This window comes from Nocardiopsis nanhaiensis, from assembly GCF_054778635.1.
This window is the reverse complement of the sequence record NZ_BAAGZJ010000074.1, coordinates 1-19,520: the sequence shown is the minus strand read 5'-3', so window position 1 is coordinate 19,520 and position 19,520 is coordinate 1. Positions and strand designations below refer to the sequence as shown.

At 68.9% G+C, this 19,520-nt stretch carries 19 protein-coding genes; 11 read left to right on the top strand and 8 right to left on the bottom strand.

Annotated elements, in window-relative coordinates:
- Positions 1–14: 14 nt before the first annotated feature.
- Positions 15–254, top strand: a complete 240-nt coding sequence (locus tag ACYVD1_RS26895; protein WP_460777277.1) for an AbrB/MazE/SpoVT family DNA-binding domain-containing protein — start codon at positions 15–17, stop codon at positions 252–254.
- A complete protein-coding gene (locus tag ACYVD1_RS26890) occupies positions 241–696 on the top strand; it encodes a type II toxin-antitoxin system VapC family toxin (RefSeq protein WP_460777276.1) in 456 nt (151 codons plus the stop codon). The genes ACYVD1_RS26895 and ACYVD1_RS26890 overlap by 14 nt, the downstream gene beginning before the upstream one ends.
- A 19-nt stretch (positions 697–715) precedes the next feature.
- Here ACYVD1_RS26890 and ACYVD1_RS26885 read toward each other — a convergent pair whose 3' ends face one another.
- Positions 716–1,945 carry a winged helix-turn-helix domain-containing protein gene (locus tag ACYVD1_RS26885; protein ID WP_460777275.1) on the bottom strand — a complete coding sequence of 410 codons (1,230 nt, stop codon included), beginning with the start codon at positions 1,943–1,945 and terminating at the stop codon, positions 716–718.
- A gap of 68 nt (positions 1,946–2,013) precedes the next feature.
- Positions 2,014–3,957, bottom strand: coding sequence for an acyl-CoA dehydrogenase family protein (locus ACYVD1_RS26880; protein ID WP_460777274.1), 1,944 nt, complete (start codon positions 3,955–3,957; stop codon positions 2,014–2,016).
- A 349-nt stretch (positions 3,958–4,306) separates the two neighbouring features.
- Here ACYVD1_RS26880 and ACYVD1_RS26875 point away from each other — a divergent pair, with 349 nt between their 5' ends.
- Both ACYVD1_RS26875 and ACYVD1_RS26870 read left to right on the top strand, forming a co-directional pair.
- Positions 4,307–5,131 carry an exodeoxyribonuclease III gene (locus ACYVD1_RS26875; protein WP_460777273.1) on the top strand — a complete coding sequence of 275 codons (825 nt, stop codon included), beginning with the start codon at positions 4,307–4,309 and terminating at the stop codon, positions 5,129–5,131.
- 17 nt (positions 5,132–5,148) lie between these two features.
- On the top strand, positions 5,149–6,048 hold the full coding sequence (locus tag ACYVD1_RS26870; RefSeq protein WP_460777272.1) for a ribokinase: 900 nt from the start codon (positions 5,149–5,151) through the stop codon (positions 6,046–6,048).
- A 91-nt stretch (positions 6,049–6,139) separates the two neighbouring features.
- On the opposite strand, the gene ACYVD1_RS26865 is transcribed toward ACYVD1_RS26870, so the two are convergent.
- Both ACYVD1_RS26865 and argS read right to left on the bottom strand, forming a co-directional pair.
- Positions 6,140–6,745 (bottom strand): YceI family protein, encoded by a 606-nt coding sequence (locus ACYVD1_RS26865; RefSeq protein ID WP_460777271.1) that lies wholly within the window; start codon positions 6,743–6,745, stop codon positions 6,140–6,142.
- A gap of 311 nt (positions 6,746–7,056) precedes the next feature.
- A complete protein-coding gene (argS, locus tag ACYVD1_RS26860) occupies positions 7,057–8,802 on the bottom strand; it encodes an arginine--tRNA ligase (RefSeq protein WP_460777270.1) in 1,746 nt (581 codons plus the stop codon).
- A 98-nt stretch (positions 8,803–8,900) separates the two neighbouring features.
- Between argS and ACYVD1_RS26855 the strand changes: the two genes are divergently transcribed.
- Positions 8,901–9,332 carry a hypothetical protein gene (locus ACYVD1_RS26855; RefSeq protein WP_460777269.1) on the top strand — a complete coding sequence of 144 codons (432 nt, stop codon included), beginning with the start codon at positions 8,901–8,903 and terminating at the stop codon, positions 9,330–9,332.
- Between the two features lie 210 nt (positions 9,333–9,542).
- Positions 9,543–9,800, top strand: coding sequence for a PLD nuclease N-terminal domain-containing protein (locus tag ACYVD1_RS26850; RefSeq protein ID WP_460777268.1), 258 nt, complete (start codon positions 9,543–9,545; stop codon positions 9,798–9,800).
- 32 nt (positions 9,801–9,832) lie between these two features.
- On the opposite strand, the gene plsX is transcribed toward ACYVD1_RS26850, so the two are convergent.
- Positions 9,833–10,915, bottom strand: a complete 1,083-nt coding sequence (gene plsX / locus ACYVD1_RS26845; RefSeq protein WP_460777267.1) for a phosphate acyltransferase PlsX — start codon at positions 10,913–10,915, stop codon at positions 9,833–9,835.
- 437 nt (positions 10,916–11,352) lie between these two features.
- On the opposite strand from plsX, the gene ACYVD1_RS26840 reads away from it, so the two are divergent.
- Complete coding sequence (locus ACYVD1_RS26840; protein ID WP_460762808.1) at positions 11,353–12,696, top strand: KamA family radical SAM protein; 1,344 nt, start codon at positions 11,353–11,355, stop codon at positions 12,694–12,696.
- 233 nt (positions 12,697–12,929) lie between these two features.
- Here ACYVD1_RS26840 and ACYVD1_RS26835 read toward each other — a convergent pair whose 3' ends face one another.
- Entirely contained in the window at positions 12,930–13,163 is a 234-nt protein-coding gene (locus tag ACYVD1_RS26835; RefSeq protein ID WP_460777266.1) for a DUF397 domain-containing protein, read from the bottom strand.
- Positions 13,164–13,663: 500 nt separating this feature from the next.
- A complete protein-coding gene (locus ACYVD1_RS26830) occupies positions 13,664–14,566 on the bottom strand; it encodes a helix-turn-helix domain-containing protein (RefSeq protein WP_460777292.1) in 903 nt (300 codons plus the stop codon).
- Positions 14,567–14,880: 314 nt separating this feature from the next.
- Between ACYVD1_RS26830 and ACYVD1_RS26825 the strand changes: the two genes are divergently transcribed.
- Both ACYVD1_RS26825 and ACYVD1_RS26820 read left to right on the top strand, forming a co-directional pair.
- Positions 14,881–15,432, top strand: coding sequence for an ATP-binding protein (locus tag ACYVD1_RS26825; protein WP_460777265.1), 552 nt, complete (start codon positions 14,881–14,883; stop codon positions 15,430–15,432).
- Positions 15,433–15,577: 145 nt separating this feature from the next.
- Positions 15,578–15,937 (top strand): STAS domain-containing protein, encoded by a 360-nt coding sequence (locus ACYVD1_RS26820; protein WP_460777264.1) that lies wholly within the window; start codon positions 15,578–15,580, stop codon positions 15,935–15,937.
- A gap of 117 nt (positions 15,938–16,054) precedes the next feature.
- Here the strand turns inward: ACYVD1_RS26820 and glmS are convergent, their stop codons facing one another.
- Positions 16,055–17,908: a glutamine--fructose-6-phosphate transaminase (isomerizing) gene (glmS, locus tag ACYVD1_RS26815; RefSeq protein ID WP_460777263.1), complete on the bottom strand. Its 1,854-nt coding sequence runs from the start codon at positions 17,906–17,908 to the stop codon at positions 16,055–16,057.
- A 332-nt stretch (positions 17,909–18,240) separates the two neighbouring features.
- On the opposite strand from glmS, the gene coaA reads away from it, so the two are divergent.
- Entirely contained in the window at positions 18,241–19,146 is a 906-nt protein-coding gene (gene coaA / locus ACYVD1_RS26810) for a type I pantothenate kinase (protein ID WP_460762804.1), read from the top strand.
- A gap of 88 nt (positions 19,147–19,234) precedes the next feature.
- Positions 19,235–19,369 carry a hypothetical protein gene (locus ACYVD1_RS26805; protein ID WP_460777262.1) on the top strand — a complete coding sequence of 45 codons (135 nt, stop codon included), beginning with the start codon at positions 19,235–19,237 and terminating at the stop codon, positions 19,367–19,369.
- Positions 19,370–19,520 lie beyond the last annotated feature (151 nt).

Sequence of the window (19,520 nt, the reverse complement as noted above, 5' to 3'; positions counted from 1 at the left end):
ATTACCCTGGTCCCATGAGAATCACTGAGAAGGGCCAGGTCACCATCCCGGTCGAGGTTCGCCGAAGGTTGGGTCTCAACCCGGGCGACGAAGTCGAGTTCGTCCTTGAGGGCAAAGGGGCCCGTGTGGTCCGTGCGGCGACCGTGCCCTCACGCGGGCAGCGCCTGGTCGAGCGTCTTCGCGGTAAGGCCAAGTCCACCATGAGTACGGACGAGATCATGGCATTGACCAGGGGGGACGATGACGGCTGCTGAGCCCGGCAGGTCCTGCCTGGCAGACGATGCCCCACCCCCCTCGTCAACGCTGGTCGACACCAACATCCTGCTTGACGTCTTCACGCAGGACTCCACATGGGGGGCTTGGTCGGAGCAGGGCCTGGCGGAGGCGGCTGACCAAGGTCCCCTGGTCATCAATCCGATCATCTACGCCGAGGTTTCCGTTGGTTTCGACCGGATCGAGGAACTGGATCTCGCGTTGGCGGACGACTTCGTCCGATCAGATCTGCCGTGGGAGGCGGCATTTCTGGCTGGGAAGTGCCACCTGCGCTATCGGAAGCAGGGAGGGACCAAGCATGCTCCGCTGCCGGACTTCTATATCGGCGCCCACGCGGCGATCGCGGGGCATCACCTACTGACCAGGGATGCTCGGCGATTCCGAACGTACTTTCCGACGGTGAAGCTGATCAGCCCCAACTAGGGTGACGAGCAGGGAGTGGTCAGCGCTGGTCGGCCAGCGCCTCGCCGCTGACGCCGTTCTCCAGGCCCAGCCAGGCGGCCATCTCCGCCAGCTGCTCCACCAGCTCCGGCAGGGTCTCGGCCGGGGCGTCCTCCTCCAGGGTGATCTTCCGGGCCAGCAGGGTGCCCGAGGCGCGGTCGGCCTTGAGGTCGACCCGGGCGACCAGGTCCTCGCCCAGCAGGAACGGCAGCACGTAGTACCCGTGCACCCGCTTGGCGGCGGGCACGTAGATCTCCAGGCGGTACCGGAAACCGAACAGCTCCTCCGCCCGGTCGCGGGTCCACACCAGGGAGTCGAACGGGCTCAGCAGGGCGCGGGCGTCCACCCGCCGCGGGATGCGGGCGTCCCGGTGCAGGTAGGCGGGACGGTTCCAGCCGCGCACGGTGACCGGGACCAGCTCACCAGAGTCCACCAGGTCGGCGACGGCCCGCCGTGACTCGGGCGGACGGAGCCGGAAGTAGTCACGCAGGTCGGGCTCGGTGGCCACCCCGTGGGCGCGGGCGGCGATCGCCACCAGTTCTCGGTGGGCCTCCTCCGGCTCTGGGCGGGGCAGCGCGTGCACCTCGGCGGGCAGCACGCGCTCGGTCAGGTCGTAGCGGCGCTCGAACTGGACGTTGCGGCCGTCCGTGGTGACATCGCCGATCCAGAACAGGTATTCCAGGCACTTCTTGACCTCGGACCAGTTCCAGCCCCAGTGCTCCTTGGCGCGCGGTACGTCGTGGGCGAGGGCGGACTCCACCTCGCGTGCGGTGGCCGGGCCGATCCGCGCGACCTCCTCGTGCACCGCCTTGACCAGTTCGGGCTTGTTCTCGAGGACGCTGTTGATCCACCCGACCCGTTCCTGGGCGCGGTTGCGTTCCATCCGGAACCGCATGAGGTGGTGGATGGCCGGCGGCACCAGGCTCGCCTCGTGGGCCCAGCACTCCACCAGCCGAGCCGGGCTGGACCCGGCGGCGGTCGTGGTGGCCCGGTCCAGCAGCGCCGGGTCGTAGGCGCCCAGGCGTGCGAACACCGGCAGGTACTGGCTGCGGGCCAGCACGTTCACGCTGTCGATCTGGAGCAGGCCCACCCGGCGCAGGACGCGCGCCAAGTGGGTGAGTGTGGGTCGGGTACGCGGCCGCGGGTCGGCGAACCCCTGGGCGGCCAGGGCGATCCGACGGGCCTGGGGCAGGGAGAACTCCGCGTCGCGGCGGGGGTGCGGTTCGGCCATGGGCCCAACCTAACTCCCGCCGCCGACATTCCCCGGTGCGTCCGGGGAGCCCGATGCCCTCGGAGGCGTCATCCCATCCGGCGGTGCTGGTTCTCCTCCTTGGACGGCCCGGGCACGGCCGGGGCGATGAGCGGTCCGGGCAGTGACGGGTCCAGGACACCCTCCTCCAACCAGGTGTAGGAGTCGTCCATCAGTCGGCGGGCCAGCTTGCCGTCCAAGTCGTCGGTGTTGGACCACAGGCCCTCGAAGAGGGTGTCGATCCGCAGACGGGCCTGGCGGCAGAAGACGTCGGCCAGCTCGAACGGGGTGGTGCCCCGCTCGGGGTGGGCGTCCGCGTCGGCACGCGCGCGCACCACCACGGCGCTCATGGCGAACAGTTCGGCGCCGATGTCCACCACGCGGCTGAGGAAGCCCTGCTTGACCTCCATCTTCCCCTGCCAGAGCGACATCCCGTAGAACGTGGACCGGGCGAGCTTCCGTGAGGTGCGCTCGACGTAGCGCAGGTGCGCGGCGAGCGGACCGAACTCCACGAAGGCCGAGGGCACCTGGCCCTGGCCGACGACCAGCGTCGGCAGCCACTTGGCGTAGAACCCGCTCGCCTGGGCCACGGCGCGCGCCTTGTCGGACCGGCTGGACTCGGGGTCGATGATGTCCCCGGCCACGGACAGGTGCGCGTCCACCGCCTCACGGGCGATGAGGAGGTGCATGATCTCCGTCGATCCCTCGAAGATCCGGTTGATGCGCAGGTCGCGCAGCATCTGCTCGGCTGGCACCCCGCGCTCGCCCCGGGCGGCCAGGGAGTCGGCGGTCTCGAAACCGCGCCCGCCGCGTACCTGGACGAGTTCGTCGGCGATCGTGGACGCCATCTCCGAGGCCCACAGCTTGGCGATGGCCGCCTCGATCCGGATGTCGTGGCGCTTGTCGTCGGCCATCTGGCTGGACAGGTCCAGCATGGCCTCCATGGCGTAGGTGGTGGCGGTGATGAAGGAGAGCTTCTTGGCCACCTCCTCGTGCTTGCCGACCGGACGGCCCCACTGGACGCGTTCCCGCGACCACTCGCGGGCGACCTTGGTGGCCCACTTGCCCGCGCCCGCGCACATGGCGGGCAGGGAAAGGCGGCCGGTGTTGAGGGTGGACAGGGCGATGCGCAGCCCGTGCCCCTCCTTGCCGATCCGGTTCTCCGCGGGCACCCGCACCTGGTGCAGGCGGGTGACGCCGTTCTCCAGGCCCTTCAGCCCCATGAAGCGGTTGCGGTGCTCGACGGTGATGCCGGGGGAGTCGCCCTCGACGACGAAGGCCGTGATGCCGCCCCGGTGCCCGGGGCTCTCCGGGACGCGCGCCATCACCACGAGAAGGTCGGCGACCACACCGTTGGTCGTCCACAGCTTGACCCCGTCGAGTACGTACTCCGAGCCGTCCTCCGTGGGCGTGGCCGTGGAGTGCAGGCGGGCCGGGTCGCTGCCGACGTCGGGTTCGGTGAGCAGGAAGGCGCTGATCGCGTCGGTGGCGCAGCGGGGCAGGAAGGCGCGCTTCTGCTCCTCCGTGCCGAACATGGAGATCGGCTGCGGCACCCCGATGGACTGGTGGGCGGAGAGCAGTGCGCCGATCGCCGGGCAGACCGATCCGACCAGCATCAGGGCGCGGTTGTAGTAGACCTGTGTGAGGCCGAGTCCTCCGTACTCGGCGGGGATCTTCATCCCGAAGGCGCCGATCCCCCGCAGGGCGGTAATCGTCTCGTCCGGTATGCACTCCTCCCGTTCGATGCGTTGGGAGTCGATGCCCCCGCAGACGTCGCGGAGGGCGGCCAGGAAGGCCTCGCCGCGCTGGCGGGCCGGTTCGTCCGGGTGCGGGAAAGGATGGATCAGGTCCAGGCGCAGGCGGCCCAGATATAGCTCCTTGGCGAAGCTGGGCTGGCTCCACTCGCTCTCGCGGGCCTGTTCGGCCACCTGGCGGGCTTTGCGTTCGTCGACCTCGGGTGCTTGTACACCGGTGTTGGGTTCGACCTTCGACATGTGCGCGTTCACCTCGTTGAGGGAGAAGTCGATGTGGTCTGCATCACAGCACCTACCCGGGAGTAGCGGGTCTGATGCTTGCGGCGGATCCGATGCTTGCGGGCGGCGCGTCCCGGATCCGACCCCCCGGTCCGGTCTCGGAAGCGGGACAATCGTGGCGGCATGGAGAACTTTATGGGCGCTACGCAGAAAACCTTTCGCGCAATGCGAACCGTTCCGGGGGGTTGGCCGTCCTACGAGACGCGACGGAAACCAACCGAGCATGTGCCGGGAGTCGCTCAACCCCGGTGCGGAGGACGGCCGCACCGGGGTTTCCTTGTGTCCGCCGAACATGCCCTAGCCTTTTGCTGTGCGTATCGCGACTTGGAATGTGAACAGTGCCCGGGCCAGGGCCGAGCGGATCGGCGACTGGTTGGACCGGAGTGACATCGACGTCCTCGCCATCCAGGAGACCAAGGCGCGCGACCACCAGTTCCCCGAGTCGGTCTTCACCGACCGCGGGTACGAGGTCGCCCACCACGGCCTCTCCCAGTGGAACGGGGTCGCGATCGCCTCGCGCGTGGGGCTGGACGACGTGCAGATCGGCTTCCCCGGACAGCCCGGCTTCGGCGACCCGGAAGAGCGCGAGGCCAGGGCCATCGCGGCCACCTGCGGCGGCGTCCAGGTGTGGAGCCTGTACGTGCCCAACGGCCGCGAGATCGACCACCCCCACTACGACTACAAGCTCCGCTGGCTGGAGGCCCTGTGCCAGGCGGGCGCGGCACGGCTGGCCGAGGAGCCCGAAGCGCAGATCGCCTACGTCGGCGACTTCAACATCGCCCCGCAGGACGACGACGTGTGGGACATGGCCGCCTTCGAAGGCGCGACCCACGTCACCGGCCCCGAACGGGAAGCCTTCACCGAACTGGTCGGCGCCGGCTTCACGGAGGTCGTGCGCGACTTCACCCCCGGTCCCGGCGTCTACACCTACTGGGACTACAAGGGCCTGGCCTTCCCGAAGCGCATGGGAATGCGCATCGACTTCGTCCTCGCCTCGCCGGCGCTCCGCTCCCGGGTGACCGGCGCGAGCATCGACCGCGAGGAGCGCAAGGGAAAGGGCGCCTCCGACCACGCACCGGTGATCGTCGCCCTCGACGGCGCCGACAGCCAGCCCGTCGACCGTCCGAAGAAGTGAGCGGCGCAGTGAATGACATGAGTGCGGCACCGCGCATCGCGGTCCTCGGCAGTGTGAACATGGACCTCGTCGCCTACGTGGACGAGGTACCGGGCGGCGGCGAGACCGTCACCGGGACCGGTTTCCGCCAGGTCCCCGGAGGCAAGGGCGCCAACCAGGCGGTGGCGGCCGCCCGGGCCGGAGCCGACGTGGCCTTCCTCGGCGCGGTCGGCGACGACGCCTTCGGCGCGGAGTTGCGGGCCAACCTGGCCAAGAGCGGGGTCGACGCCTCCGGGCTGCGCACGGTTCCCGGGGTGTCCGGTGTGGCGCACATCGTGGTCGACGGCCGCGCCGGCAACCGGATCATCGTCGTTCCCGGAGCCAACGCCGAAGCCGGGGCGGCTGAGGGCGACGAAGCCCTGGTGGCGGGGGCCTCGGCGCTGCTGCTGCAGTTGGAGCTGCCCATGGCCGCCGTGGTGGCCGGTGCGCGTCTGGGGCGGAGCCTCGGAGTCCCGGTCTACCTGACGCCCGCTCCGGCGCGGGAGCTCCCGGACGAACTCCTGGCGAACGTGGACGTCCTGGTCCCGAACCAGCACGAGGCGGCCGCGATCACCGGGCACGACGAGCCGCGCGCCGCGTTGGCGGCGCTGTTGGAGAGGGTGCCCGAGGTGTTGCTGACGCTGGGCGCGGACGGCTCGCTGTTCGGGCGCCGGGGCGAGGAGCCGGTGCATGTTCCGGCCCGCCGGGTGGCGGCGGTGGACACCACCGCTGCCGGTGACACCTTCTGCGGTTCGTTCGCGGTCGCCATGGCGGAGGGGCGTTCGCCGGGTGCGGCGATGGAGTTCGCCGCGGCCGCAGCCGCGATTTCCGTGGGACGGCACGGTGCCAGTTCGTCCATGGCCTCGCGGAACGAGGTCGAGGCCCTGCTCAAGGGCTGACCGGGCGGGAACCCGGTTGAAGGCTCGAGCTCGGGCGCATGAAGGCTCGGGCAGGGGCCGGGCACACGTCGGGCGGTTCCGGGGAACCGGTTCAGGGCGTGTGCCCGATCTGCTTGAGGAACGGGGCCGGGTCCTGGTCCTGGATACGGACCTCCAGCACGATGTCCACGGTGTCGCCGACCAGGCGGCCGCCCCAGGGGAGTTCCCCGCCGTCGCCCATCCCGAAGTCCGACAGGCGGATCTGGGTCGTGGCCGAGAAGAAGTGGCCGTAGGTGTGGTCCGGGTCGGCGTAGTCGGGGGCCTCACCGACCCACTCTGAGCTCAGGATGACGGGGGCCGCCACGCCGTGCAGCTCGAGCTCGCCGTGCAGGCGGAAGGAGTTCTGGCGTTTGCTCGGCTCCACGTGGGTGGAGTGGAAGCGGATTTCCGGGTAGTGGTCCACGTCCAGGAAGTCGCCGGAGCGCAGGTGGTCGTCGCGGGCGTTCACACCGGTGTTGACGCTCGATGCGGCGAGCACGACTTCCACCGAGGACTGCGTGGGGTTGTCGGCCACGTAGACCTGCCCGCTGGCCTGGCCGAAGGTGCCCTGGACCCGCCCGAAGCGCAGGTAGTGGGCGACGAAGATCAGGCTGGAGTGCAGCGGGTCGAGGTGCCAGGTACCGGGGCCCGGGCCGAACGCTGCTGGGGTGGATGGCATGGGCGTTTTCTCCCTTTTTTGCAGGTATGCGGCTTTCGTCCACACACCATAGGTGTGACGCCCTACCGTGGCACCGAGTTCCAGCCTGTCCCGTGGCGAGATTTTCGACTCGACTCCGTGGGCCCTACGCCGAAACCGCCCCTGACAAGGGAATGGTCCGCTTTGCGTGGTCGGCGGGGCCTTCGTCACACGTGCCCGGCCGGTTCCGGCCACCCGGGAGAACCCCTGGTCGGGACCTGCGCACAAACGAAGGGAGGGCCGGGGCGCGCGCCCCGGCCCTCCCTTGGCATGTGTACTGCCGGTGTCCGGTCCTACATGTACTCGGGCGACTCCACACCGAGCAGGTCCAAGCCCCGCACCAGCACGCGCAGCGCGACGGAGACCAGCGCCAGCCGCGACTCGCGCTCCGCCTCGGTCTCGGCGTTCAGCACCGGGCAGTGCTCGTAGAAGGAAGTGAGGCTCTGCGCCAGCTCGAACAGGTATGTGGACAGGCGGTGCGGCTGGAGGAGGTCGCCGACCTGCTCCACCACGGCGCCGAAGCCCAGCAGTTTGAGCGCCAAGGCGCGCTCGGCTCCCTCGGACACCGTGATCTGCCCGCCGACCTGCTGCGGGTCCACCCCGCCCTTGCGGAAGATGGAGCGGATGCGGGCCTGCGCGTACTGCAGGTACGGGCCGGTGTTGCCGGTCAGCGCCAGCATGCGGTCGAAGTCGAACACGTACTCGGTGTCGTGCGAGACCGACAGGTCCGCGTACTTCACCGCTCCGACACCGACCTTGTAGGCGATCTCCGCCCGGCTCCCGGCGTCCAGGTCGGGGCGGTTCTCCGCGACCACGGCCGCCGCCCGCTCGACCGCCTCCTCCAGCAGCTGCATGAGGCGGACCGGCGCGCCGCTGCGGGTACGCAGGATCTTGCCGTCGCTGCCCAGCACGTTGCCGATCTGCACGTGGGTGGTCTCGACGCTCTCCGGCAGCCACCCGGCCTTGCGGGTCGTGGCCCACACCATCTTGAAGTGCATGGCCTGCGGGGCGCCGACCACGTACAGGATGCGGTCGGCCTTGAGGTCGTCCACCCGGTAGCGGACGGTGGCCAGGTCCGTGGTGGCGTAGCCGTAGCCGCCGTCGCTCTTGCGGACAATGAGCGGTACCGGCTTGTCCTCGCGGCCGGTGAAGCCCTCGAGGAACACGCACAGGGCGCCGTCGCTGACCTCGGCGATGCCCTTGGCCTCGAGCTCGTCGCACACGTCGGCGAGCATCGGGTTGTACGTGCTCTCCCCGGCGAGGTGGTCGTCGGTGAGGGTGACGCCGAGCTTCGTGTAGACCTTGTTGAAGTAGACCTTGGACAGGCCGACGAGTTTGCCCCAGAGGTGCAGCGTCTCCTCGTCACCGCTCTGGAGGGCGACCACCCGGCGGCGCGAGCGGGCGGCGAAGTCGTCGCTGCCCTCACCGGAGCCGTCGAACTTGTTCCGCGCCGCCTGGTAGAAGGCGTTGGGGTCGGTCGTCAGCAGATCGGCCTCGTCGGACCCCTCACCGACCTCCAGCAGGTGCTCGATGAGCATGCCGAAGGGGGTGCCCCAGTCACCGATGTGGTTCTGCCGGATGACGTTGTGGCCCAGGAACTCCAGGGTCCGGGCCAGGGAGTCGCCGACCACCGTGGTGCGCAGGTGCCCGACGTGCATCTCTTTGGCCACGTTGGGAGCGGAGTAGTCGAGCGGGATGTTGAGGCGGTCCTGGAGGGGCACGCCCACGCGAGCGTCGTCGAGGAGCTGGCGCACCTGGTCGGCGATCCAGTCCTCGCGGAGCGTGAGGTTGATGAAGCCCGGCCCGCTGACCTCGACGTCGCGGCAGATGTCGGACACGTCGAGGTGTTCCATGATCGCCGCGGAGACCTCGCGGGGCTTTCGGCCCAGGCGCTTGGCGAGCGCGAGTGCGGCGTTCGCCTGGTAGTCAGCGAACTGGGACGGGCGGATGACGGGGTCGGTGTCGGCGAACTCGGGGCCGAATGCGGCGCCGAGGGCGGACTGGACCCGTCGCGAGAGTACTTCCTGCGGGTCGGCCATGATCTAAGCCTACCGACCGGTCACGCTTCTCTTGCCCAGTTGTCCACAGGCCACCCGTACCCCTGTAGAGCCTGACGAGCGTGGTTAGGCTCGCCCCCATGAGTGCTCTGTGGGATCCCGAAGCCGAAGGTGTGCTGACCCTGCCCTCGGGCCGCCTCGTCCGGGGCCGGGGCCTCGGCTACCCCCTGCCGAAGGGCCCCAGACCCGAGTACGCGCTGTACTTGCTGGGGCACGAGCCGCCCACCTTCCCCTGGGACTACCGCTGGGTGCGCTGGCCGGACTTCCGGTTGCCCGCCGACGACGCCGATGCGAAGGACGCGCTGCGCGGGGCTTGGGAGCGCGCGGTGGACGAGCGCGTGGAACTCGCCTGCCACGGCGGCCGGGGCCGCACCGGAACCGGGCTGGCCTGCCTGGCGGTACTCGACGGGGTCCCCGCCGAGGAGGCCGTCGCCTACGTGCGCGAGCAATACTCGTCGAACGCGGTGGAGACCCCTTGGCAGGCCCGCTACGTGCGCCGCTTCGAGCCCTGACGGCGTACCCGCCCGCCGTCGCGGCTGTGGACACACCGACGAAAGTCGGTGGCCGCGGGTACCTAAGTGACGCCAGCACCGGCCGTACCCCGCCGTAAGCCACATCGCGGTTCGGTCTGCGGAAGGGCGAGCGAGAGGGGGTGCCGGACCTAGCGTGGACTCAGTCCCCGGGGTCGTACGCAGGCACTTTGGAAAGGCAGGTCCACCCTCATGTTTCCCTTTGAGTCGATCGACACGGAGAGGGCACTCGCGGTCGCCCTCCTCGGCCTGACCATCGCGGTGGCGCTGGCCGTGGTCGGACTGATCATCGCCGCGGTGTTCAGCATCCTCTTCTCGCCCGAGGAGCTGGGCATGAAGGCCGTGTGGCTCATCCTGGTCTTCTTCGCGCCCCTCATCGGCGCCCTCGCCTGGTTCCTGGTAGGGCGCAACCACAGCCGCAGACACGGGCGCGCCCGCCCGGGAAGCTGAGTCTGGCCTGTCCCGGTACTCCCGGGACCCGGTCAGCGGTCCTCGGTACGGCGGTGGAGCCAGTTGGGGGAACGGTGGTGCACCCGGCGGCGGATCTGGTCCCCGATACGGCCGCCCGCGAGGTTGTGGGCGAGCCTGCACGAGTGCGCGATGCCCTCGGCGCGGCTGTCCCCGTGTGCGATGACCACCGTGCCGTTGAGGCCGAGCAGGGACGCGCCTCCGTAGGTTTCGCTGTCGAAACGCTCACGGAGCTTCTTCATGGCGCCCCGCTGGAGTATCGCACCGGCCTTGGCCAACGTGGACGCGGTGAGCGCCTCCTTGAGGGCGTTGAGCGTGAAGGTGGCGGTGCCCTCGACGGTCTTGAGGGCCACGTTGCCCGAATGGCCGTCGGTCACCACCACGTCGACCCTGCCGGTGAGGAGGTCGTGGCCCTCGATGTTGCCGCGGAAGTCCATGGCCTCGGAGCCTTCGGCGGTGGCGGCCAGCATCTCGCTGGCCTTGCGGATGAGCTTGTTGCCCTTGCCCGGTTCCGAACCGATGGTCAGCACGCCGACGCGGGGCCGTTCGACGCCGAAGGCGGTCTGCGCGTAGGCGCAGCCCAGGTGGGCGAACTGGACCAGCATCTCGGGCTTGGCGTCGGCGTTGGCGCCGGCGTCCACCAGGATCGTGGGGACCTGGCCGGTGGGAAGCGTCACCGCCAGGGCCGGACGCAGTACGCCCGGCTGGGTGCGCAGCCGCACCGTGGAGGTGGCCACGATCCCCCCGGTGGAGCCCGCGGAGACCAGCGCGTCGGCATCACCCCGCCGGATCAGTCGGCAGGCCACGGCCGCGCTGGAACGGGGGCGCCGCCAGCTGGCCAGGGCCCCTTCGTGCATCGCGATGTTGTCCTCGGCGTGCACCACCGGGATGTCGCGTAGCGCACCCTCCTCGGCGAGCATGGCGGCGATCTCGGTCCGCCGACCCACGAGCAGGACGCGGAGTCCCAGGTCGCGTACGGCCATGACGGCGCCGCGCACCACCTCTCGGGGAGCGTTGTCGCCCCCCATGGCGTCCACCGCGATGATCGGCGGCGACGTACGCGGGGCCGGGGGGTCCGCGTCGGGTGTGCCGGTCACTGCTTCCTCACACGGTTCCTTGGTGTTGCCTGGCGAGTATTATGTGCCGTTCGTTCACGTCCGGGCGTTTCCACGGCACGGGCGCGCGCATCCGGGCCGCACGGCTTGGCGCCGGGTGATGCGGTCACACGCTATCGGGTCGGCTCGGCCACGCCTGCGGGCGGCCGGTTCGTGTGCCCATGCGAGGATACTTCCAGTGTGTCCAGGTCAGGGCTGTAAATCATGATGAGTGGGTACAAAGCCTCTTGCCGGGGTATATCCGGTCGCTGGCAAGAGCGAGCGGCACGCTCCGAACACAGCCGATAACCGAATTTTCATCGCACGGTGGTCCCCCGGTACCCGTATGCCGGAACCACCGGTTCAGGGCTGCCCTCCTTCCCCTTGGGAGGGCCCCTGCACTACCGCAGGAGAGGAGAGGCGTGAGCGTTACGCCAGACGTGGCACAGGCCCCGTCCGCCGGACGTCGGTTTCGGGCCTACACGACGAAACACCTTGACGAGCTCACGGCGCGAGCCGGTCTCGCACCCGACGAGCAGCTCGCGGTCAAGGCGGTGGCCCATGTGCTGCCGTTCCGAGTCAACAGCTACGTCATCGACGAGCTGATCGACTGGGACGCCGCTCCCGACGATCCGATGTACCGCCTGGTCTTCCCGCAGGCGGACATGCTTCCCCAGGAAGACGTCTCCAAGATGGCCGACCTGCTCAAAGCGGGTGCCGGGCGCAAGGAGCTGAACGAGGCGGCCAACACGGTCCGGGCCAAGCTCAACCCGCACCCCGCGGGCCAGATGGACCTCAACGTGCCCACCGTGGGCAACGAGGAGCCCATCCCGGGGATCCAGCACAAGTACAAGGAGACGGTGCTCTTCTTCCCGAAGCAGGGGCAGACGTGCCACGCGTACTGCACCTACTGCTTCCGCTGGGCGCAGTTCGTCGGTGACGCGGACCTGAAGTTCGCCTCCGGCGAGATCGACCAGATGGTCGACTACGTGCGCAACCACCCCGAGGTCACCAGTGTCCTGTTCACCGGTGGCGACCCGATGATCATGGGTGAGGGGGTCATCTCCAAGTACATCGAGCCCCTGCTGGAGATCGAGCACCTCGAGGCCATCCGCATCGGGACCAAGGCGCTGGGCTACTGGCCGCAGCGCTTCACCACCGACCCGGACGCGGACGACACGCTCCGCCTGTTCGAGAAGGTCGTGGAGTCGGGCAAGAACCTCGCGTTCATGGCGCACTTCACGCACCCGAACGAGATGAAGCCCGAGCTCGTACAGGAGGCCGTGCGCCGGATCCGTGCCACGGGCGCGGTCATCCGTACCCAGGCGCCGGTGATCCGCACGATCAACGACGACTCGGCCACCTGGGCCGACATGTGGCGGACGCACCTGCGCCACGGCATGGTGCCGTACTACATGTTCGTCGAGCGCGACACCGGCCCGCAGGACTACTTCGCGGTGCCGCTGGCCGAGGCGTACGAGCTGTTCCGGGACGCCTACAAGAGCGTCTCGGGCCTGGCCCGGACCGTTCGCGGGCCGTCGATGTCGGCGACCCCCGGCAAGGTGTGCGTGGACGGTGTGACGGAGATCATGGGAGAGAAGGTCTTCGTCCTGCACTTCATCCAGGCGCGCGACCCGGAGCTGGTCGGCAAGCCCTTCTTCGCCAAGTACGACGAGAAGGCCGCCTGGCTGTTCGACCTGAAGCCCGCCTTCGGCGCCACCCACTTCCCGTGGGAGAAGGCCCCGGTCGGCGACAACGGTCTGGTCGACCCCACTCGCCTCTAGGCTTGGATCTTCCCTGGATCTGCCCCTGGAACGGCCGTGGAGCGGCCTGAGAGCGGTCATAAGCGGAGCCCGGCACCTGGTTGGTGCCGGGCTCCGCCCGTGTCCGCGCCGTGGACGGAAAGCGGCCTCCGCGGGACTCGGGGTCGACCGCGGGGCCTACGGCGCGGACACGCTTCCCGGGCTGGTCTGCCGGTGGGGGATTTCCGGGAAGCGGGGGTGGTCAGGCCTCTGGGTCAATCCAGGAGCGAGTCGAAATCACCGGTCTTGGCGCCGCGGACGAAAGCCTCTAGTTCGGCGGGTGTGTAGACCAGCGCCGGCCCTTTCGGATCGCGTGAGTTGCGAACGGCGATGTCGCCGCCAGGAAGCGTGGCGACCTCGACGCAGTTCCCGTCCGGGTTGCTCCAACTGCTCTTGAACCATGCGACCTGCAGCCGGTCCGCGGGAACGCCGTTGTAGATCGTGTGCATCTCAACCTCCTGGAACTTCGGGGGACTCGTGAGCGGGGTGGCCCTCAAGCGGCTCCAGCGCGCCGTACTCGTCGGTTCGGACCGCTTCGACCGGATGCTGCCTCGTCCCAGGGCGGCGGGGTCGACAGGGGGCGGTCCGTTCATCCCTGTTCGATCCCAAAGCGTAGTCCATGCACGTGCATCCGTGATTGCATCTGTAAGTTCTTATGGGACACCCGGATGCAAGCTGATGGTGGAACCGCATGTCACGCCTAACGCTCCGGAACGTCCGATGGTTCGGCGTTCCAGGATTGTTTTCGAGTCGTGGCCGAAGGCGGACACGAAACCGGAGTCAGCGGCACCCACCGTGCCCGCTCCGCCGCCCACGGTGGGTGCTCCGGTCCGGGCAGGACAGGTCCGGGCGGCACTGGGCCGGGCGGTCGGAAGCAAGGCGGCACAAAAGAGCGGGCGCGCACGAAGCGCGTCCGCTCGACGTGGTGGGAGGCGGGTGGGGTGCGGGCTCAGCCCTCGTAGCGGTCGAGGAAGCCCTCCAGGATCTTCTCAGTGGTCCCCGGCAGGGGTGCCTGGGTGGCGAGGTGGTCCATGGTCTGCGCGTAGCGGCTGGTGTCGTCGAACTTGTCGAAGTACAGCGCGCTGCTCAGCTGTTCCAGGAAGACGACGTCGGGCAGCTGCGGGGTCGGGAACCGCAGAATGCTGAACGGGCCGCCCGCGGCGGGGTGGCCGCCCATCTCGAACGTGGCGACCTGGATGGTGATGTTGGGGCGGCGGGACATCTCCATGAGGTGTTCGATCTGGCCGCGCATCACCTTGGCGTCGCCGTAGGGGCGGTGCAGCGCGGCCTCGTCGATGACCGCCCACAGGCGCGGTGGCTCCGCGTCCGGTGCGGTGAACCGGCGCTGCCGGTGCATGCGCATGTTCACGCGACTGGTGACGTCCTCGTCCGAGGTGGCCGTGCGCGAGAGCTGGATGACCGAACGGGCGTAGTCCTCGGTCTGGAGCAGGCCGGGAACGAACTGCACCTCGAAGGTCCTGATGACGGACGCGGCCTCCTCGAGGCCCACGTAGACGCCGAACCACTGGGGCAGCACGTCGCCGTACTTGTGCCACCAGCCCTGTGCGTTGGCGCTGGAGATGAGCCCGACGAGTGCCTCGCGCTGCTCGGAGTCGTCCACTCCGTACAGTTTCAGCAGGTCGTCGACGTCACGGTGCTTGAAACTGACCTGACCCAACTCCATTCGGCTGATCTTGGCGTGGGAAGCACGGATCGCGTATCCCGCGTCGTGGCGGGAAATGCCCTTCTCCTGGCGCAACCGCCTCAGCTGGGTGCCGAGCAGAATGCGCAGCACGGTGGGACCACCACTGGAATTGGCCAGAAAATCCTGTGTGACCTGGTGGTTCGGCATTGGGTCGGATACCACTTCGCCTCCCTAGGAGTGGTATTGGCGCGAACGACCGCTCAGTATACCGATGGTGTTCTTCCGGCGACAGGTCGCTGCGGTGATCCACTGCGCTGATTTGGCCTGGCATGAAGGCTGATGGCGGATTCCTTGGCGCCGCGGGACGAATTCTTCTCTAGGGGGCCTACCGATAAGGCGACTTCGTCCTATAGTCTTGCCGCACATTGATCTGCACGTGCATCTGTACCTTACGTCTGTAAGGCACGGAGCGGACGTAGCGGACAGGGACGCGCGAACCTACATCACCCGTGAGGACCGTGATGAACGCAGAGCTGATGCCCTCGGAGTTGGACACCGGGGCATCCTGGGGGCGCCACTCCACGCCGGAGGCTCCGGAAGGGGAGGCGGGCAAGTGGTGGCGCCAGTCACTCGGGCGGCCGCGGATCGGCGAGAGCGCGCGCACCTCCACGGCGGCGGCTGCCTCCTTCGGGGCGGTGCCGGGATCGGTCCGGTCGGCACGCGAGTTCGGGGCCGCGAGCCTGGCCGCATGGGGGATGCCGGAGCTCGCGGAGGACCTCCGCCTCATCATCTCCGAGCTGGTGGGGAACGCCTGCAGGCACGCGGTGGTGGACGGTCGGCCCGAGCGCACCCGAGTGACCGTTCAGCTGAGACCGGCCCCCGAAGGTGACGCCGTGATCTGTATGGTCGCCGACCCCAACCCGCGAGGGCCGGTCCGGGTCGAAGCGCACCATTTCGCCGAATCCGGGCGCGGCCTCGGCCTGGTCGCCGCTTTCAGCCGGGAATGGGGCTGGAATCCCGACGAGGGCAACGGAAAGATCGTCTGGGCGATTTGCGGTTCTGAACCGGCCTGAACAGGCCTCCGACACCCCAAGGAACGGCCCCGAACTCGTCGAGGACAACGGTGGCGCCTGCTGAGCGGAGTAGGCTGTCAAAGCATGTCGGCATTTGACCGACGGCGGCAGAGAACCCCACCGACCCCGAACACGGGAGTAAGGCGTGGCCGTACTGGGCTCGGAGCCGGAGCGCTTCCGGTGCGACGGTGTGATCGTCGTGCACCTTGAGGGCGAGATCGACATCGCCACCGCCGAGGGTGTCTTCACCCGCATGATCGCGGCCGCGCGCGAGAACTGTACCGTCGTCGATCTGTCCGCCGTGGAGTTCATCGACGCCTCCGGGGTCAACGCCCTCGTCCGGTCCTCCCGGGCCGCCACCGAGGCCCAGCACCACTTCTTGGTCGCCAGCCCGCCCCGGCAGCTGCGCCGCATCCTGGACGTCCTCAACCTCGACGGGGTGCTGTCCACGCACGCGGACGCCGACGCCGCCCGCGCTGCCCACGCCGCGCGCGTCATGCACTGACCCGCTTCCGCCGTGGTCCTGTTCGGAGTGCTTGCGACCGGAGCGGTGCCCCGAGAACACGAACGGGGCGTGCCCGCGGGGTCGGGCCCCGCATGACACGCCCCGTTCGGAGACGTCCTACTCCACGGTCACGCTCTTGGCGAGGTTGCGCGGCTGGTCCACGTCGTTGCCCTTGGCCAGGGCGAGTTCACAGGCGAAGACCTGCATGGGGATCGTCGAGACGATCGGCTGCAGCAGGGTCGGCACCGCCGGGATCTCGATGAGCACGTCCGAGTACGGCCGCACCGACTCGTCGCCCTCCTCAGCGATCACGATGGTGCGGGCGCCGCGGGCGCGCACCTCCTGGATATTGGACACGATCTTGTCGTGCAGCACACTGCGCCCCTTGGGCGACGGAACCACCACGACGACCGGCAGGCCGTCCTCGATCAGCGCGATCGGGCCGTGCTTGAGCTCACCGGCGGCGAACGCCTCGGCGTGCATGTACGCCAGCTCCTTGAGCTTGAGCGCACCCTCCATAGCCACCGGATAACCCACGTGGCGGCCCAGGAACAGCACCGTGTCCGCTTCGGCCAGCGAGTGGGCCAGCTCGCGGACGGGCTCGACCGTGTCCAGGACCTTCTCTACCTGCTCCGGCATGGTGGCCAGCTGGGCGATCACGGCGTTGATCTCGTCGCCGAACTTCATCCCGCGCACCTGGGCCAGGTACAGGCCGATCAGGTAGCACGCGGCCAGCTGGGTGAGGAAGGTCTTGGTGGCGGCCACCCCGACCTCGGGGCCGGCGTGCGTGTACAGCACACCGTCGGACTCCCGCGGGATCGTGGACCCGTTGACGTTGGTGATCGCCAGGACCCGGGCGCGCTGCTCGCGGGCGTAGCGGACCGCCATCAGGGTGTCCATGCTCTCGCCGGACTGCGAGATCGCGATGACCAGGGTCTGCTGGTCCAGGATCGGGTCGCGGTAGCGGAACTCGCTGGCGACCTCCACTTCGCAGGGGACCCGGCACCAGTGCTCGATCGCGTACTTGGCGATAAGGCCCGCGTGGTACGACGTGCCACAGGCGATGATGACGATCTTCTCGACCGATCGCAGCTCCGCGGGGCTCAGCCGCATCTCGTCCAGAGTGAGCTGACCGTCGACCGTGACGCGGCCCAGGAGCGTGTCGGCGACCGCCTTCGGCTGCTCGACGATCTCCTTGAGCATGAAGTAGTCGTAGCCGTCCTTCTCCGCCGCGGAGGCGTCCCAGTCGACGTGGTACTCGCGCACGTCCACGGGGTTGCCGTCGTAGTCGGTGACGAGGACGGAGTCGGCACGCAGCTCCACGACCTGGTCCTGGCCGAGCTCGACGGCCTCGCGGGTGTGGGCGATGAACGCCGCCACGTCGCTGGCCAGGAAGTTCTCACCCTCACCGCGGCCGACGACCAGCGGGGAGTTGCGACGCGCCGCGACGACCAGCTCGGGGTCGTCGGTGGCGATCGCGACCAGGGTGAAGGCGCCCTCGAGGCGCTTGCACACGTCGCGCATGGCACCGGCGAGGTCACCGTCGCCGCGCTTGGCCAGCTGCGTGCTGAGCAGGTGGGAAGCGACCTCGGTGTCGGTCTCGGAGAGGAATTTGCAGCCCTGCTCCTCCAGCTCGAGGCGGAGGGACGCGAAGTTCTCGATGATGCCGTTGTGGACGACCGCGACGCGGTTCTCGTTGTCCAGGTGGGGGTGGGCGTTCACGTCGTTGGGCGCGCCGTGCGTCGCCCAGCGCGTGTGGCCGATCCCGGCGCCCTCCCCGGAGATCGGGCGCTCCTCCAAGGCCTGGCGCAGGTTGGCGAGCTTGCCCGCCCGCTTCTCCGAGCGCAGGGTCCCCTCACCAAGCAAAGCGATACCCGCGGAGTCATATCCGCGGTACTCCAGCCTCGCGAGGCCGTCTACGACAACCTCTAGCGCCGGTTGCGGCCCGACGTAGCCAACGATTCCGCACATGGCCGCCAGCGTAGGCGAAAAGGTGCGCTGGATCGACCAACCAGTGGCCCATACCACTGGTTGTTTTCGCAGGTAACGGTATAGACCATTTGGTGTATGAGCGGTAGACCGCGCAGGTGGGGGGCCTACACCTGTCTCAGACTGGAACCGATTCCACCCGTCCGGACCCGGCCAAAAAACCTTCGAGGCCGCGCCGGTGAACGTGTGGTTTCGAGCACGTTCCAGTCCCAGCTTAGACAATGGGGGGACCACCTGCCCGGATCGGGGGAGGCCCTCGTCTAGTGTGGTCAACCGTGTCTCACCCGACGAAGAACGGCATCTCCTCGCCGTACGTGGAACTGGACCGTGCGGCCTGGGCCGCCCTCCGTGCCTCCACGCCCCTGTCTCTGACCGAGGCCGACCTCAGCGATCTGCGGGGTACCAACGACCCCACCTCCCTTGAGGAGGTGCGCGACATCTATCTGCCGCTGTCCCGACTGCTCAACCTGTACGTGGGCGCCACCCAGCAGCGGCACGCGGCGGTGCGCGCCTTCCTCGGCGAGTCCGATCGGCCCTCGCCGTTCATCATCGGTGTGGCGGGCAGCGTGGCCGTGGGTAAGTCCACCACTGCCCGCCTGCTGCGCTCCCTGCTCGCCCAGTGGCCCAACCACCCGGACGTCGAGCTCGTCAGCACCGACAACTTCCTCTACCCGAACGCCGTCCTGCAGTCCCGAGGCCTCATGCGCCGCAAGGGCTTCCCGGAGAGCTACGACCGGCGGGCACTGGTCAGGTTCGTCTCGGAGATGAAGGCCGGGGCGGAACGGCTGGATATCCCCGTCTACTCCCACCTCAACTACGACGTGGTGCCGGGCGAGCGCCAGACCGTCCACCGCCCCGACATCCTCATCGTCGAGGGCATCAACGTGCTCCAGCCCGCGACCGCCGGACGCCTGGCCGTGGCCGACTTCTTCGACTACTCCATCTACGTCGACGCCAAGGTCGAGAACGTCCGCAACTGGTACCTCGACCGGTTCAAGGAACTGCGCCGCACCGCTTTCTCGGACCCGCGCTCCTACTTCCACCACATGGCCACGACCGTCGCCGAGGACGACGCCTTGGAGTTCGCCGCCAACACCTGGCGCACCATCAACGAGGTCAACCTGGTGGAGAACATCCGCCCGACCAGGGGGCGGGCGACCCTCGTGCTGTACAAGGGCGACGACCACCGCGTGAGCCGGGTGCGCCTCCGCAAGACCTGATCCCGGGCTGTATCCCGAGTTGCATCCTGGGTTGCATCCCGGGCTGTGGTCGTGACGGTGGGCGATCAGGCGCAGTAGCGGGGCTCGGGTGGGTTCGGTGGTCCTGCTCCAAGGGGTCGTCCTTGCCCTGGCCCTGGCCCCCGCCTTCGCCCGCGTCCTGGCCCGCGTCCTTGTGGCTGAGGTTCCCTTTCGGGCTGGGGTGTCCTCCTTTCCCGCCGCGTGATGGTGGCCGTCTCCGCTGCGCGCGTCAAGGTCGTCGCCATCGAGCGCTTCGCGCGTCAACGGCGCTCCACCTTGACCCGCTCCGCTACGACGGCGGGTTGGCGGCTATCGGGAAAGGGTGCCTCTATGTTTTTCGTCAAGCCCTTCACGCG